The organism is Winogradskyella sp. MH6 (genome assembly GCF_022810765.1).
GTDB lineage: Bacteria > Bacteroidota > Bacteroidia > Flavobacteriales > Flavobacteriaceae > Winogradskyella.
On the sequence record NZ_CP094494.1, the window covers coordinates 207,828 to 221,016 of the forward strand.

General features: G+C 32.5%; 16 protein-coding genes and 1 tRNA gene. 9 read left to right on the plus strand and 8 right to left on the minus strand.

The window, feature by feature from the left end; translation table 11 throughout:
• Positions 1-2: 2 nt before the first annotated feature.
• Positions 3-521 carry a hypothetical protein gene (locus MST30_RS01025; RefSeq protein WP_243472559.1) on the plus strand — a complete coding sequence of 173 codons (519 nt, stop codon included), beginning with the start codon at positions 3-5 and terminating at the stop codon, positions 519-521.
• Here the strand turns inward: MST30_RS01025 and MST30_RS01030 are convergent, their stop codons facing one another.
• On the minus strand, positions 522-1,202 hold the full coding sequence (locus MST30_RS01030; protein WP_243472560.1) for a M15 family metallopeptidase: 681 nt from the start codon (positions 1,200-1,202) through the stop codon (positions 522-524).
• Positions 1,203-1,234: 32 nt separating this feature from the next.
• On the opposite strand from MST30_RS01030, the gene MST30_RS01035 reads away from it, so the two are divergent.
• From MST30_RS01035 to MST30_RS01070, 8 genes are all read left to right on the plus strand, one after another.
• Positions 1,235-1,840 (plus strand): alpha-ketoglutarate-dependent dioxygenase AlkB family protein, encoded by a 606-nt coding sequence (locus tag MST30_RS01035; protein ID WP_243472561.1) that lies wholly within the window; start codon positions 1,235-1,237, stop codon positions 1,838-1,840.
• Positions 1,841-2,211: 371 nt separating this feature from the next.
• Entirely contained in the window at positions 2,212-3,138 is a 927-nt protein-coding gene (locus MST30_RS01040; protein WP_243472562.1) for an alpha/beta hydrolase, read from the plus strand.
• A 292-nt stretch (positions 3,139-3,430) separates the two neighbouring features.
• Complete coding sequence (locus tag MST30_RS01045) at positions 3,431-4,291, plus strand: SPFH domain-containing protein (RefSeq protein ID WP_243472563.1); 861 nt, start codon at positions 3,431-3,433, stop codon at positions 4,289-4,291.
• A gap of 2 nt (positions 4,292-4,293) precedes the next feature.
• Complete coding sequence (locus tag MST30_RS01050; RefSeq protein ID WP_243472564.1) at positions 4,294-4,461, plus strand: DUF4177 domain-containing protein; 168 nt, start codon at positions 4,294-4,296, stop codon at positions 4,459-4,461.
• Positions 4,461-4,970, plus strand: coding sequence for a hypothetical protein (locus tag MST30_RS01055; RefSeq protein ID WP_243472565.1), 510 nt, complete (start codon positions 4,461-4,463; stop codon positions 4,968-4,970). The genes MST30_RS01050 and MST30_RS01055 overlap by 1 nt, the downstream gene beginning before the upstream one ends.
• Entirely contained in the window at positions 4,963-5,142 is a 180-nt protein-coding gene (locus tag MST30_RS01060) for a type II toxin-antitoxin system antitoxin (protein WP_076617084.1), read from the plus strand. Before MST30_RS01055 ends, MST30_RS01060 begins: the two co-directional genes overlap by 8 nt.
• A gap of 494 nt (positions 5,143-5,636) precedes the next feature.
• Positions 5,637-6,917, plus strand: coding sequence for a DUF819 family protein (locus MST30_RS01065; RefSeq protein WP_243473840.1), 1,281 nt, complete (start codon positions 5,637-5,639; stop codon positions 6,915-6,917).
• Between the two features lie 52 nt (positions 6,918-6,969).
• Entirely contained in the window at positions 6,970-7,680 is a 711-nt protein-coding gene (locus MST30_RS01070) for a DUF4369 domain-containing protein (protein WP_243472566.1), read from the plus strand.
• A gap of 120 nt (positions 7,681-7,800) precedes the next feature.
• On the opposite strand, the gene MST30_RS01075 is transcribed toward MST30_RS01070, so the two are convergent.
• The 7 genes from MST30_RS01075 to MST30_RS01105 form a co-directional block, all read right to left on the minus strand.
• A tRNA-Thr gene (locus MST30_RS01075) sits at positions 7,801-7,874 on the minus strand.
• A gap of 46 nt (positions 7,875-7,920) precedes the next feature.
• Positions 7,921-8,190, minus strand: a complete 270-nt coding sequence (locus MST30_RS01080) for a hypothetical protein (RefSeq protein WP_243472567.1) — start codon at positions 8,188-8,190, stop codon at positions 7,921-7,923.
• A gap of 61 nt (positions 8,191-8,251) precedes the next feature.
• Positions 8,252-9,220, minus strand: coding sequence for a type I phosphomannose isomerase catalytic subunit (locus MST30_RS01085; RefSeq protein WP_243472568.1), 969 nt, complete (start codon positions 9,218-9,220; stop codon positions 8,252-8,254).
• Between the two features lie 3 nt (positions 9,221-9,223).
• Positions 9,224-9,634 (minus strand): 6-pyruvoyl trahydropterin synthase family protein, encoded by a 411-nt coding sequence (locus MST30_RS01090; protein ID WP_243472569.1) that lies wholly within the window; start codon positions 9,632-9,634, stop codon positions 9,224-9,226.
• Positions 9,631-10,158 (minus strand): isopentenyl-diphosphate Delta-isomerase, encoded by a 528-nt coding sequence (gene idi, locus MST30_RS01095; protein WP_243472570.1) that lies wholly within the window; start codon positions 10,156-10,158, stop codon positions 9,631-9,633. The genes MST30_RS01090 and idi overlap by 4 nt, the downstream gene beginning before the upstream one ends.
• 107 nt (positions 10,159-10,265) lie before the next feature.
• The gene (locus tag MST30_RS01100) at positions 10,266-12,245 is read right to left on the minus strand and encodes an OmpA family protein (RefSeq protein WP_243472571.1); all 1,980 of its coding nucleotides are present in this window, start codon (positions 12,243-12,245) and stop codon (positions 10,266-10,268) included.
• Between the two features lie 10 nt (positions 12,246-12,255).
• On the minus strand, positions 12,256-13,185 hold the full coding sequence (locus MST30_RS01105; protein WP_243472572.1) for a PorP/SprF family type IX secretion system membrane protein: 930 nt from the start codon (positions 13,183-13,185) through the stop codon (positions 12,256-12,258).
• Positions 13,186-13,189: the final 4 nt, after the last annotated feature.

Here is a 13,189-nt window from a genome sequence, read left to right on the forward strand (position 1 = left end):
TTATGGAAATAACAAAACACTGCCAACTTTGCAATCATCAAAAAGTAGATTTTAAAACAGGAACAATTTGTGGTATAACAGACAGAAAGCCAGAGTTTGTAAATAAATGTGTTAATGCTAAATTAGATTCTAAACTTGAAAATAAAATCGAAACCACAAATGTAGAGTATCAACGTGTATTGCAATCTAAGTGGCTAGTTTATACCAATTTCATTGTGTTTTTAATAATTGGTATAGCAGTGATTTTAACAGGCTATTTTTTAGCCCAATATTTATTAAAGTTTAGAGTAATTGGAGCTGCTCCTTTTATAATTTCTCTAGTAGGATTGTTATTTGTTATACCTTTAGCTACTGGTCCTCTCAATACCTACAAAAATGATCTTAAGCTTGCAAAAGAAAGAAAAGATGATGTTGATGAAGTTTTAAAACTTTACGGAATTAAATATGACATAAATATTTCTTTTGGAAAAAAATATCATGGTACTCAAGATGTTTATGTAGATCTTAAGGTAAAAAAGTAACTAATCCACCTCAAAATCAAAATAAGTTTTTGGAAAAGGTTCCCAACGCAATGTAAAATGCCACCACTCTTTTGGGTAATTTCTAAAATTATGTTTTAGCATTACACGTTGCAGCAATTGACGATTCTTTTTTTGGCTTTCAGTTATACTATCATAATCTACCCAAGACTGTTTACCAAAAAAATCAAATGGACTACCCATATCCAGTGGTTTACCAGTATTGCCATCTATAACCGTAAGATCAACTGTGCTTCCTCTGCTATGGCCAGATTTAGAAGCTATGTAACCAGCTTTAAATAAATTCCGCTTTTTTACATTGGGATAAAAAACAGATTTATTCACTGTGTCATTTAATACTCTTGCCCAACGCACAAAATGATTAACAGCACGCTGCGGTCTGTAACCATCATGAACTAATAAGCACAAATTCTGTTCTTGCAACTCATCTTGTACTAACTTTAGCTTTTCAGCAGCAGCTCTGGTTAAGATTAAATGGTTAGACTTATAACCATCAATCGTATCACCAACAAAATTATGAGTTGTAAAATACCTAAGTTCTACATCTAAATCTGGTATTACAGACTTAACGTACACAAATCCTTCTGGCAAATTTTGTTTCTGGTAAAAACCAAAGCACAAAAGACCCAAAGCAATTATTGATATGAGAATTTTATTTTTCATGACGATGCACTAATTTAGAGAAAAATTATCCTATGGACTTGTTTTCTGCAGAGAAACAACATTTTATTTTACCTAATGCTGAACTCATCTATGTGCCTAATTTTTTCAATTATCCTGAATCTGATAACTATTTTAAAATTATAAAAGACCAAACCAACTGGCAACAAGATGATATTACAGTGTTTGGTAAAACATACAAGCAGCCAAGATTAACTGCTTTATACGGTGATACAAAACAAACTTACAGTTACTCTAACATAACAATGCATCCTGAAGCTTTTACTTCAAACCTTTTGGATATTAAATCTAAAGTTGAAAAATTCTCAGATGAAAAATTCAACACACTGTTAATTAATCTCTACAGAGATGGCAATGACAGCAATGGTTGGCATGCAGATAATGAAAAAGAACTAGGAAAAAATCCAGTGATTGCCTCAGTAAGTTTTGGAGAGGTACGACCCTTTCACTTTAAACACCGAAGATTAAAAAACGAGCGACACAAACTTAATCTAGAGCACGGAAGTTTACTCCTAATGAAAGGCGAAATGCAGCATTATTGGCTACATCAAATTGCTAAGACAAAAAAGAAAGTTGAGCCAAGAATAAACTTAACTTTTAGAAGACTTGTAAATGTATAAAAACAAAAAACCGGGTTCCCTCAAACCCGGTTTTTCTAATTTGCTTTTTTATTATGATAGTAGATTTAGGGTCTCTAAGTCAACATAACATAATGCAAATATTAATTAATTAATCCATTGAACTAAAAACTAAATTTTAGTACACTTCAAATATATAATTAGGTTTTAATTTCATCGCTTAAAAACACTATTAATCGATGAAATACATATAATTTTAACATTTAAAGATAAAAATATGCATTTCGTCGATAAAATGCACGCTATTAAAAAGTAAAATTGTACTTGATCACACAATAAAATCATTCTAAAAAAGTTGGAAAACTATACATAGAAAGTATTATCAATTAACTTTACTGAATAAATAAACAGATATGAAATATTATTTATTAGTCCTTAGCTTTTTATGGGCTTCGTTATCTTTTAGTCAAGAACCTAGATTTAAAATAGAAGAACTAACTATAACAAAATGGATTGATGGTACTTTATTAACTCCAATAGACGTGGATAAACCTAGTTTAGCAATAATTATTGCTGGCTCTGGTCCTACAGACCGTAATGGAAACCAAAATTTTCTTAAAAATAATTCTTTAAAGAAACTCGCCGAAAGCATATCTAATAAAGGTATTTCAAGCTTTAGATACGACAAACGCATAGTAAAACAAATAAGAAAAGGCAATGTAGATAAGGACTTAATGTTCGATGATTTTGTAAGTGATGCCGAAGATGTTATCAAGTACTTTAAAGAGAAAAAAGCCTACTCAAAAATATATGTTATAGGCCATAGCCAAGGAAGTTTGGTTGGTATGCTTGCAGCAAAAGAAAATGTAGATGGCTTTATTTCATTGGCTGGTGCAGGTCAAAACATTGGGGATGTTATTGTAGATCAGGTTACCAACATGGCTCCTAAACTTGGTGAAGAAGCCCAAAAAGTTGTGGACAAACTAAAAAAAGGAGAAACCACCACAGAGTATCCACAAGCACTAGCTTCGGTTTTTAGTATAGACATTCAACCATTTATGATTAACTGGATGCAGTACAACCCTACCGAAATTATTAGCGAATTAAAAATTCCGGTACTAATCGTCAATGGCACAAAAGATCTTCAAGTATCAGAGGAAGAAGCACAATTATTAAAAGATGCTAATGAAGGTGCCGAATTAAAAATTATTGAAAACATGAATCATGTCTTCTTCGAAATTAAAGGAGACGATTTAGAAAATTCTAAATCTTACAATGAAGCTTTTAGACCAATTTCTACAGAACTTGTTGATGCTATTGTTGCTTTTATAAACGCTTAAAATCTACTCTAAATACTGTAAAATCAAAAAAAGCATCTCAAAAATGAGATGCTTTTTTACTAACTAACCAACCAAAATGTAATGTCACGATTTTGTAGTGTTGTTACGATTGTAACTATCGCTGTAACCATTACACCTAGTATATAACAAACCGCGTGCCAAACTCTATTTTTTATTTTTTTTCATAAATATTGTAACAATTATTTGGAAGCAGACACTAATCTTATATATCTTTATGATATCATTTTAATATCATATTGATTTTAATGATTAACCAATTAAATTTTTTAACATGAAAGAAGAAAAAATCATCGTCCCTGCAAATGGCTACTTTATGCTATTTCTGTTTTTATTAGTATTTTTTGGAAGCATAGCTACTATGATTACTTTAAAAACACCTTGGCCAATTATTACTATTGTATTATCGTTGGTTATGGCATTTGGTTTTGTCATGGTACAGCCAAATGGATCTAGAGTATTACTATTATTTGGTAAGTACGTTGGTACTATTAAAAAGAATGGTTTCTATTGGGTAAACCCTTTTTATACCAAAAAGAAAATCTCTCTAAGAGCAAGCAACTTTGATAGTGAACGTCTTAAAGTAAATGACAAACTTGGAAATCCTGTAATGATTAGTACTATTCTGGTATGGCGCGTACAAGACACTTACAAAGCGGCTTTTGATGTAGACAACTACGAAAACTTTGTGCGAGTACAAACGGATGCTGCAGTACGTAAGTTAGCAAGTATGTACCCTTACGATAACTTTGCCGACGAAGGACATGATGAAGACATTACCCTTCGCTCTAGTGTAAACGAAGTTAGTGAAGCCTTAGAAAAAGAAATTGATGAGCGCTTATCTATTGCCGGAATTGAAGTTTTAGAAGCACGAATTGGCTACCTGGCTTATGCGCAAGAAATTGCAAATGCCATGCTAAAGCGTCAGCAAGCAACCGCAATTGTGGCTGCCAGACATAAGATTGTACAAGGTGCTGTAAGTATGGTAGAAATGGCAATTGAAGAACTAAACAAAAATGAAATTGTTGAGCTAGATGAAGAACGTAAAGCTGCAATGGTAAGTAATCTTATGGTCGTACTTTGTGGAGACAAAGAGGCTGCTCCTGTAGTTAATACCGGAACTTTAAGTCATTAAGAATGAAAGAATATAAAGTTATAAAACCAAAACTTGGTTGGAAAAACCATACGGATCGTTTAGAAGAAATTCTAAACAAGTATGCAAAAGAAGGTTGGCGATTGGCAGAGATCACACCAAACCAACATATGATATCGTTTATAGTTTTTGAACGTGACAAGAATAGATAATGCGAATTTTTAAAGAAGAACAACGATTTAACCAAACATGGATTATTGTACTCATTGCTGTGAGTGCAATAGTTCCTTTGTTTGTTATTACAAAAGAATATCTAGACAATCCAGAGTCTTTTTCAACTTTAGAATTTATAGGTAGTCTAGCTATTATTCTTGTTGCTTCTTGTTTTATTTTCGTTTTTAAATTGCATACTCGGATTGATGAAGATGGTATTCGTTATAAATTTTTTCCGTTTCAATTAAAATTTAAATTATTACCATGGAATGAAATAAAAACTGCCAATGTTAGAACTTACGATGCTATTACAGAGTTTGGTGGTTGGGGACTAAAAGGTGGTGCACTATGGAATAAATCTAAGGGAAGAGCCATCAATGTATCTGGAGATATTGGCATACAACTCCAACTAAAAAACGGTAAAAAGTTATTAATTGGCACTCAGAAAAAAGAAGAAGCCATACGAGTATTAGAAGCTTACAAAACAAAATTAAATACTGATGTCTAAGAAAAAAGCCTTTGCATTACGAATAAATGAAGATATGCTAAAAGCCATTGAAAAATGGGCAGCAGATGAGTTTCGTAGTACCAACGGACAAATAGAATGGATGCTAATGCAGCATCTAAAAGAACATAACAGACAACCCAAAAAGAAAGATAAACCAGATGAAGAAAAGTGATTGGAAACAGTCACTTTTTTATTGCCCTTTATTTTGGTATTTTGCGACTAAATACTGCACCTATGAAATTCTCGATAAGATTATTTTTAATACTTTCTTTCTTTTTGTTAAGTATTAAATCTTCATTTTCCCAAACCTTAACTTTTGAAAAACCAAATAGTAGTCACTCGGAAGAGTTTACAATTCCAGTGAAGATTGATTCTTTAAGTTTCAAATCTTTTAAAATTGAATTTACTATTACTGATGGTTTATCTGAAGTAGTTCAATTCATTCCAAATAAAAAACTTACTGAGGGTACTTTTTCATATAACAAAAATAATGAAGTACATACCATAGATTACATTGGTGTTTCTGAAATAAAATTTGAAAAGAAGGGATCATTATTTGATCTAAAAATGAAAACTTCTAACCGTTTTAAAAACAAAGAACTTTTTAAGGTAACAAAAACCGAATTTCTTTTAGATAAAAGTCCTATTCAGCTCAAAAAAAAGAAAATTGAGAAAGCAACTGCTAATCAATGGGTACTATTTAAAAACGACGCAATAGTCTTTGGGTTACTATTGATAGCATTAGGTTTTGTGTTTTTTACCGAATCTAAAAAAACAGGGTTTTGGCATAAGTTTTATCGTATTGTTCCTGCATTACTAATGTGCTATCTTATTCCTGCTATATTTAACTCTTTAGGTTTAATTTCAGACAAATTATCCGAGACTTATTTTATAGCTAGTAGATATTTATTACCTGCCTCATTGGTGTTACTTACATTAAGTATTGATTTAAAAGCCATTTTTAATCTAGGATGGAAAGCACTCGTAATGTTTTTCACAGGAACTGCAGGTATTGTTATTGGCGGACCTATTGCTATATTACTAATATCAACCTTCTCACCAGAAACTGTTGGAGGCGTTGGATTTGATGCCACTTGGAGAGGATTAGCTACATTAGCCGGAAGCTGGATTGGTGGTGGCGCAAACCAAGCTGCAATGTTAGAAATATACGAGTTTAATCAAGAGCTTTATGGAGGAATGGTACTCGTAGATATAGTTGTGGCAAACCTATGGATGGCTGTGATATTATTAGGCATTGGTAAACGTAAAAAGATTGATAATTGGCTAAAAGCTGATAATACAGCCATAGACGAGTTACAAAATAAAGTACAAGCATTCAGTGATAAAATTACTCGTGTACCCACAACTACAGATTTAATTATCATTTTAGCCATAGCTTTTGGTGCTGTTGGTATTGCGCACTTTGGAGCAGATCATATTTCTGTATTTCTTAAAGATAATTTCAAAGCTGTTAGTGATCCAAAAAGTGCTTTATCATCATTTGGAAGTGGATTCTTTTGGTTAATTTCTATAGCTACATTAATTGGTGTTCTTTTATCTTTTACAAAAGCAAAAAATTATGAAGGTGCTGGTGCGAGTAAGGTTGGCAGTGTTTTTATATACATTCTTGTAGCTACTATTGGTATGAAAATGGATTTAGGTAAAATACTGGAAAATCCTGGCTTAATATTAATAGGTTTGGTTTGGATGGCTATTCATGCCGGACTTTTAATTTTAGTAGCAAAACTAATAAAAGCGCCATACTTCTTTTTAGCTGTCGGAAGCCAAGCAAATGTAGGTGGAGCTGCTTCTGCTCCGGTTGTTGCCGCAGCATTTCACCCTTCACTAGCAACTGTTGGTGCTTTATTAGCTGTATTTGGATATGTTGTGGGAACTTATGGTGCTATTCTCTGTGCTGAACTTATGAAAATTGCAGCTGGTGGCTAGTATATTTAATTTCAAAATATGATATTTGCGCACCTAAAAATTAAATCTAAACATGACTAATTTATATAAAACGTTAAGCCTTTTTGCATTACTATTACTTATTGTTTCTTGTGGAAGTGATAATGACACTAACTTTACTTTAAAAGGAACTATTAAAGGATTAAAAAAAGGTGTTGTTTATCTCCAAAAAGAAGGTGACTCAACCATTGTAAACCTTGATTCTATGTCTATTTCGGGCCAACCAGAATTTACATTGAAAACAAATTTAGAAGAGCCTATACTACTTTATCTTAAATTGTTTAAGAATGATGGAGAAGAGCATTACATTCCGTTCTTTGCAGATAAAGGTATAACCGAAATAAAAACCACATTAAATAATTTTAATTATGATGCGGTAATTAAAGGCTCTAAGCAACAAGATTTATTGAATGAATATACCAAAGTAATGTCTAAATTCAATGATCAGAATTTAGATCTTATAGAGGCTAATTTGTTAGCGCAAAGAGATCAAGACAGCATAGCTTCTGATTCATTGAGCAGAGCTTCTCAAACCTTGTTTAAGCGCAAGTATTTATATACTATTCAGTTTGCTTTAAATAATAAGGATAATATTATAGCACCATATTTAGCTTTGTATGAAATCCCGTCTGCAAACCCAGTTTATGTAGATTCTGTCTATAATAATTTAACTGAAAATATTAAAAATTCTTTTTACGGTAAAAAGCTTGGCGAAGTTATATCCAATAGAAATTCAAACGACTAAGTAAACAAGCAATATATTCAAAAAAAAACAAGCTCTAATTATAAATAGTAATTAGAGCTTGTTTTTTTAATGGCACAAAAAAATTCCAATTATAAAATACAATTGGAATTTAAACTTAAGAGCCGATGGAGGGACTCGAACCCACGACCTGCTGATTACAAATCAGCTGCTCTAGCCAGCTGAGCTACATCGGCAAAGCGGTCGCAAAATTAAACCTAAAATTCAATTTTGCAAGTACTTTTATTTTAATTTATTAATTCTTTCAATTAACGCTCTACCTTTAGATTCTAGGTCGCTATTAATTGCCTTAAAATGAGCTTTTTTACCTTCTACGCTTCTATCATTTACACGAGCAATTAATTCGTCAAAAGACGCAATTGCATCATCAATAATAGCCTCACTCTCCTTAGTCGGCTTTTCTGAATTTTCTAATTCCCAGTAATAAACCGCTTCAATAATATCACCAAAAACGTAATTGATGTCTTTTTTTAAATCTCTCTTATTTGCCATAATAATTTATGTTAATTTGGGTACAAATGTACGGAATCCTTACTTTACTTTATTAATTTTTTTAAACGTAAACTTCGAGCAGTTTTGCGTTTTTAGACTTTAATTTAAAATCTTTTACTGTAGCTGGTAAAAGAACTGTTTCTCCTTTTGAAATTATTTCTTTTGTATCTTCAGTAGCAACTTCCACTTCTCCATCTACACACATGTATATTAGAAATGAGTCGTGGATATTTTCTTTTTCAATACTAGAATCTAACTCGATAAAGTTTGTTGTAAAAAAAGGACAGTTTACCATTTTGTTTGACGCGTTCTTTTCTTTACTGTAATCAACCCTAAAATCGTCTTTTAAGTCAAATTTAAAAGCATCTATTGCTATATCATTATGTAATTCGCGCTCGTTACCTTCTTCATCTACACGATCCCAGTCATAAACACGATAAGTCACATCACTTGTCTGTTGTATTTCTGCTAACAAGACACCTGCTCCAATAGCATGTACACGACCAGCTTCTATAAAATAAGTGTCGCCTGCTTTTACTTTATCAAAATTTAAAATTTCGGTTAGCGTTTTTTCTTCAAGATGCCTTAAGTAGGTTTTACCATCTATCTCTTGGTTAAATCCTACAATGAGGTTCGCATTCTCATCAGCTTGCATAACATACCACATTTCGGTTTTACCAAAAGAATTATGACGCGCCTTTGCAAGATTATCATCTGGATGTAATTGAATGCTTAAATCTTGTTTGGCATCAATAAACTTAATGAGTAAAGGAAAGTTGTTTCCAAATCTCTCGTAATTCTTATCTCCTATTAAATCGCCTTTGTATAATTCTAGTAAATCCTGAAGATTTTGAGATTTAAACTCGCCATTTACAACTTCAGAAACATCTCCTGGCACAGTACTAATTTCCCAACTTTCTCCTAATTGATTCGAATTAGATGGTTTATTAAACTGTTCTGTGAGTTTGGTACCTCCCCATATTTTATCTTTTAATATGGGTTTAAATTTTAAAGGATAAAGCTTCTTCATTAATTATTCTCCTGAATAGGTTACGAAATTACGTGGTGTTTCGTACAGTGTAATTTCTAAGTGAAATTTAGGGTCTAATTTGGCTTTTACTTTATTATAAATAACTACAGCAATATTTTCGGCAGTTGGATTTAAGTCTTGAAATTCTGGTACTTCAACATTAAGATTCTTATGATCAAAAGCATCTTCTACTTCAGATTTAATGATGTCTTTTAAAAACTTTACATCTATAACATAACCTGTTTCAGTATCTATTTCGCCTGTTACACTCGCTATAAGCTCGTAATTATGACCATGAAAGTTAGGATTGTTACACAGACCAAAAACAGCATCGTTTTTCTCAAAACTCCAATCTTTTCTATAAAGTCTGTGAGCGGCATTAAAATGTGCTTTTCTGTGTACTGTTACTTTCATGATTTTTTTACGTTTATAAATTCATAAAACTTATCGAAAATAATTTTAAACCAAGCCGTATATTTCTCAGGGTGTAGTGACATATCAACCTTAACGTCTTCTAAATTCATCCATTTCCAAGCTGCAACTTCATCTTCGTTAATATTTGGCTCGTCATTATAATATCCAATCATAATATGATCATACTCGTGCTCTGTTAATCCATTATCAAAAGGTGCTTTGTATATAAATGAAGTTGTTTCTTCCAATTCTGTTACAAAGCCCATTTCCTCTTGTAATCGTCTTTTTCCTGCTTCTAAATTAGATTCTCCTTCTCGTTGATGACTACAGCAAGTGTTGGTCCATAAACCTGGTGAATGGTACTTATGTAATGCGCGTTGCTGAAGCATTAATTCGTTATTATCATTAAAAACAAATACTGAAAAAGCTCTATGAAGTAATGCTTTTTCATGTGCTTCTATTTTTGGCATTAAGCCAATTTGATTATCGTTTTCATCTACAAGGATGACTTGTTCTTCTATCATAAAGCAAAATTAACTCCTAAAGGTCTAAAAAAGGTAAAGGATTTCATAAAAAATAGCCGTTTAATTACTTAAACGGCTATTTTCTTATTTTCTATCTCCTTAAAGTCTTATTCTTTATCGTCACAAGATTTACCATTTATACTTGTAATAATAAACTCACTACGTCTGTTAAGTTGGTGTTCTTCTTCAGAACAGCTAGATTCGTTTGTAGGCTCGCAACCACAATCATTAACAAGTTGCGATTCTCCATAACCCTTAGCTGTTAAACGCTCTGCAGCAATACCGTTATCAATTAGGTACTGACGCGTAGATTTTGCCCTTCTATCAGATAATTTTTCGTTATAGTCTGCAGGTCCTCTACAATCTGTGTGTGAACGAATATCTATATTCATTGTTGGATATTTGTTCAGTACAGTTAATACTTTTTGCAACTCTATTTCGGCATCATATCTAATATTAGACTTATCGAAATCAAAGTAAATAATTGGAATATCTAAAATCTTAGCTAAATCATCGCAAGGATTGATTTCTTGAACATCTTTTTCTAAGAGTAATTGCAATTGTAATTCTTGTTTTTTCTTAGGTGTAGTGAAACGTTTTTCATCAGAGATGTAAGTCTCTTTTTCACCTCTAATAAGATATTCCATTTCACAATCTAACTCAAACTCAAAAGCTGCATCTTCGTCAACAGTTTTACGCTCTATTTCTTTTCCTTCACTATCAAATAAAATAACTGTAGCATCAGGAATAAGTTCGTCTGTCTTACTATCTTGAACAGTACCAAATACTAGTTGCTCACATTCTGGTACTTCAAACGTATAGATATCATCGCTACCTTTACCCCCTTCTCTGTTTGAACTAAAATAAACGCGCTTAGTAACTAAATTCTCATAATAACCAAAATCATCTGCAGAACTATTTACTGGTTTTCCTACATTTTCAATTGGAAAATTTCTATTAGAACCACCTTCAACTTTTTGGTCTAATTCTTCAGATTTAAAGACATCTAAGCCACCTAATCCCGGAAAACCTGTTGAAGAAAAGAACAAATTACCACTTGTATCCATAAATGGAAATGATTCTTGTCCTTCAGTATTTATTGACGGACCTAAGTTTTCTGGTTTACCTAGTGTACCATCATCATTTACATCTACTACAAAAATATCAGACTGTCCAAATGTACCTGGCATGTCTGAAGCAAAATATAAACGTGTTCCTGTTAAATTTAATGTTGGGTGAGCAACACTGTAATCTTCACTGTTAAAATGTACTTTATGAATTTCGTCCCAAGTACCATCTTCACTCAAAGTAGCTCTATACAATTGTAGTCTGTTAACTCCTGTGCCATCTTCTTTATACTTTAATCTATAGAAGTTATTTCTTGTAAAGAACATATATTTTCCGTTTGGTGAAAATACTGCACTAGACTCGTGATATTTTGTATTTACTTTTCCTTCGATTTCTTTAACTTCTCCAAAACCACTTTCTGTTTTCTCAGCCGAATACAAATCTAAATATGGCTCTTCGTTCCAACGATATTTACGACCACCACCTCTAGCTGAAGCAAACACGATTCCGTTTTCATATTCTGTAGTACCAAAATCTGAAAGCTCTGTATTAATCTCCAAATTATGAGGCTCAATATCATCTCTACTCAACTCTTCAATGTTAGATTTATAATCCACTTTAGAAAGAAAAGCCCTTCCTCTCATATCATCTGGTTTGAGCTCATTGAATTTTTTCATCCACTTATCTGATTCTTTGTAGTCTTCTATTCCCTTAAGAGCCATAGCATATCTAAAATAATATTCTGGGTCAATCACATCGTTCATAGTAAATAATTCACCATACCATTTAGCAGCGTTTTCCATATCATTTCTAAAGTAATATGAATTTGCTAACTTCTGAAAAAGCTCTGCAGACTTATAGCCTTTATTCGCTACTTCGAGAAGGACTTCACTAGTTTTCACATAGGCAAAATCTTTATAGTCATCCTCTACACTTTTTATTTTACCGTTTTGAGCAAAGGCAGATAAAGCAAACATACCTGCACAAACTAAACTTATATATCTTGAAATTGTTCTCATAGTCTTATTTTTAGAAGAAACGTGGTGATAAAATTCTACCTAATCGCTTAACTTCAAATCTTAAAGTTATTTCGTGAGTTCCGCTGTTATAGTTATTTAATCCTGTTGTAGTTAAATCATAGCCGTAACCAATGAACATTCCTGGTGTGGCTTGAAAACCTACAAGTGCACTAACAGAATTATCCCATCTATAAGCTAGACCAGCTGTTAAATTCTTTTTGTACCAAAAGTTTGCTGAAACATCTGCAATAATAGGTGCCCCTGAGACCGCTTTTACCAAGAAAGCAGGTTTCAATTCTAACGTTTCACTTAGGTTGAATACATAACCACCTATAGCATAAAAATGCATCTGCTCATTAGCTAATGACACTTGAACATCATCATAATGGTCTGTCTCTAAAAAGTTAGGAACTGAAAGTCCTAAATACCATTTTCTAGTATGCATGTATAAACCTGCTCCTATAGTTGGAGACCATGTGCTTAAATTATTTGCAAATGTAGGATCACCAACTTCCCGAATAACACCTAAAGACCAATCAGATTGCAGGTTATGAAAACCTCCTTTTACTCCAAATGATAATTTTAAATCATTTGCATTTAATGGTATAGTGTAAGAAAAATTTGCATCTAAATAAGTTTCTCTCACTGGACCTAGAGCATCACTTACAATATTTAGTCCTAAACCTATCCGCTCATTACGTAATGGCGAATGAATACCTAAAGATTGTGTTTGTGGTGCGCCATCAATACCAACCCATTGCGATCTGTGCAAACCTACAACACTCAGCGTTTCCCTCTGACCAGCATAAGCTGGATTTACACTCAATGTATTATACATGTAATGCGTGTACTGCGGGTCTTGCTGCGCATTTAAATCAGTTGCTAATAGTGTAGTAAACACCATTAAAATTAAACTTGCTTTTGATAATATACGTATCATCTTT

Coding starts and splice junctions, on each gene's coding strand:
- MST30_RS01025 (WP_243472559.1), top strand. CDS start 3: ATGGAAATAACAAAACACTGCCAACTTTGCAATCATCAAAAAGTAGAT.
- MST30_RS01030 (WP_243472560.1), bottom strand. CDS start 1,202: ATGAAAAATAAAATTCTCATATCAATAATTGCTTTGGGTCTTTTGTGC.
- MST30_RS01035 (WP_243472561.1), top strand. CDS start 1,235: ATGGACTTGTTTTCTGCAGAGAAACAACATTTTATTTTACCTAATGCT.
- MST30_RS01040 (WP_243472562.1), top strand. CDS start 2,212: ATGAAATATTATTTATTAGTCCTTAGCTTTTTATGGGCTTCGTTATCT.
- MST30_RS01045 (WP_243472563.1), top strand. CDS start 3,431: ATGAAAGAAGAAAAAATCATCGTCCCTGCAAATGGCTACTTTATGCTA.
- MST30_RS01050 (WP_243472564.1), top strand. CDS start 4,294: ATGAAAGAATATAAAGTTATAAAACCAAAACTTGGTTGGAAAAACCAT.
- MST30_RS01055 (WP_243472565.1), top strand. CDS start 4,461: ATGCGAATTTTTAAAGAAGAACAACGATTTAACCAAACATGGATTATT.
- MST30_RS01060 (WP_076617084.1), top strand. CDS start 4,963: ATGTCTAAGAAAAAAGCCTTTGCATTACGAATAAATGAAGATATGCTA.
- MST30_RS01070 (WP_243472566.1), top strand. CDS start 6,970: ATGACTAATTTATATAAAACGTTAAGCCTTTTTGCATTACTATTACTT.
- MST30_RS01080 (WP_243472567.1), bottom strand. CDS start 8,190: ATGGCAAATAAGAGAGATTTAAAAAAAGACATCAATTACGTTTTTGGT.
- MST30_RS01085 (WP_243472568.1), bottom strand. CDS start 9,220: ATGAAGAAGCTTTATCCTTTAAAATTTAAACCCATATTAAAAGATAAA.
- MST30_RS01090 (WP_243472569.1), bottom strand. CDS start 9,634: ATGAAAGTAACAGTACACAGAAAAGCACATTTTAATGCCGCTCACAGA.
- idi (WP_243472570.1), bottom strand. CDS start 10,158: ATGATAGAAGAACAAGTCATCCTTGTAGATGAAAACGATAATCAAATT.
- MST30_RS01100 (WP_243472571.1), bottom strand. CDS start 12,245: ATGAGAACAATTTCAAGATATATAAGTTTAGTTTGTGCAGGTATGTTT.
- MST30_RS01105 (WP_243472572.1), bottom strand. CDS start 13,185: ATGATACGTATATTATCAAAAGCAAGTTTAATTTTAATGGTGTTTACT.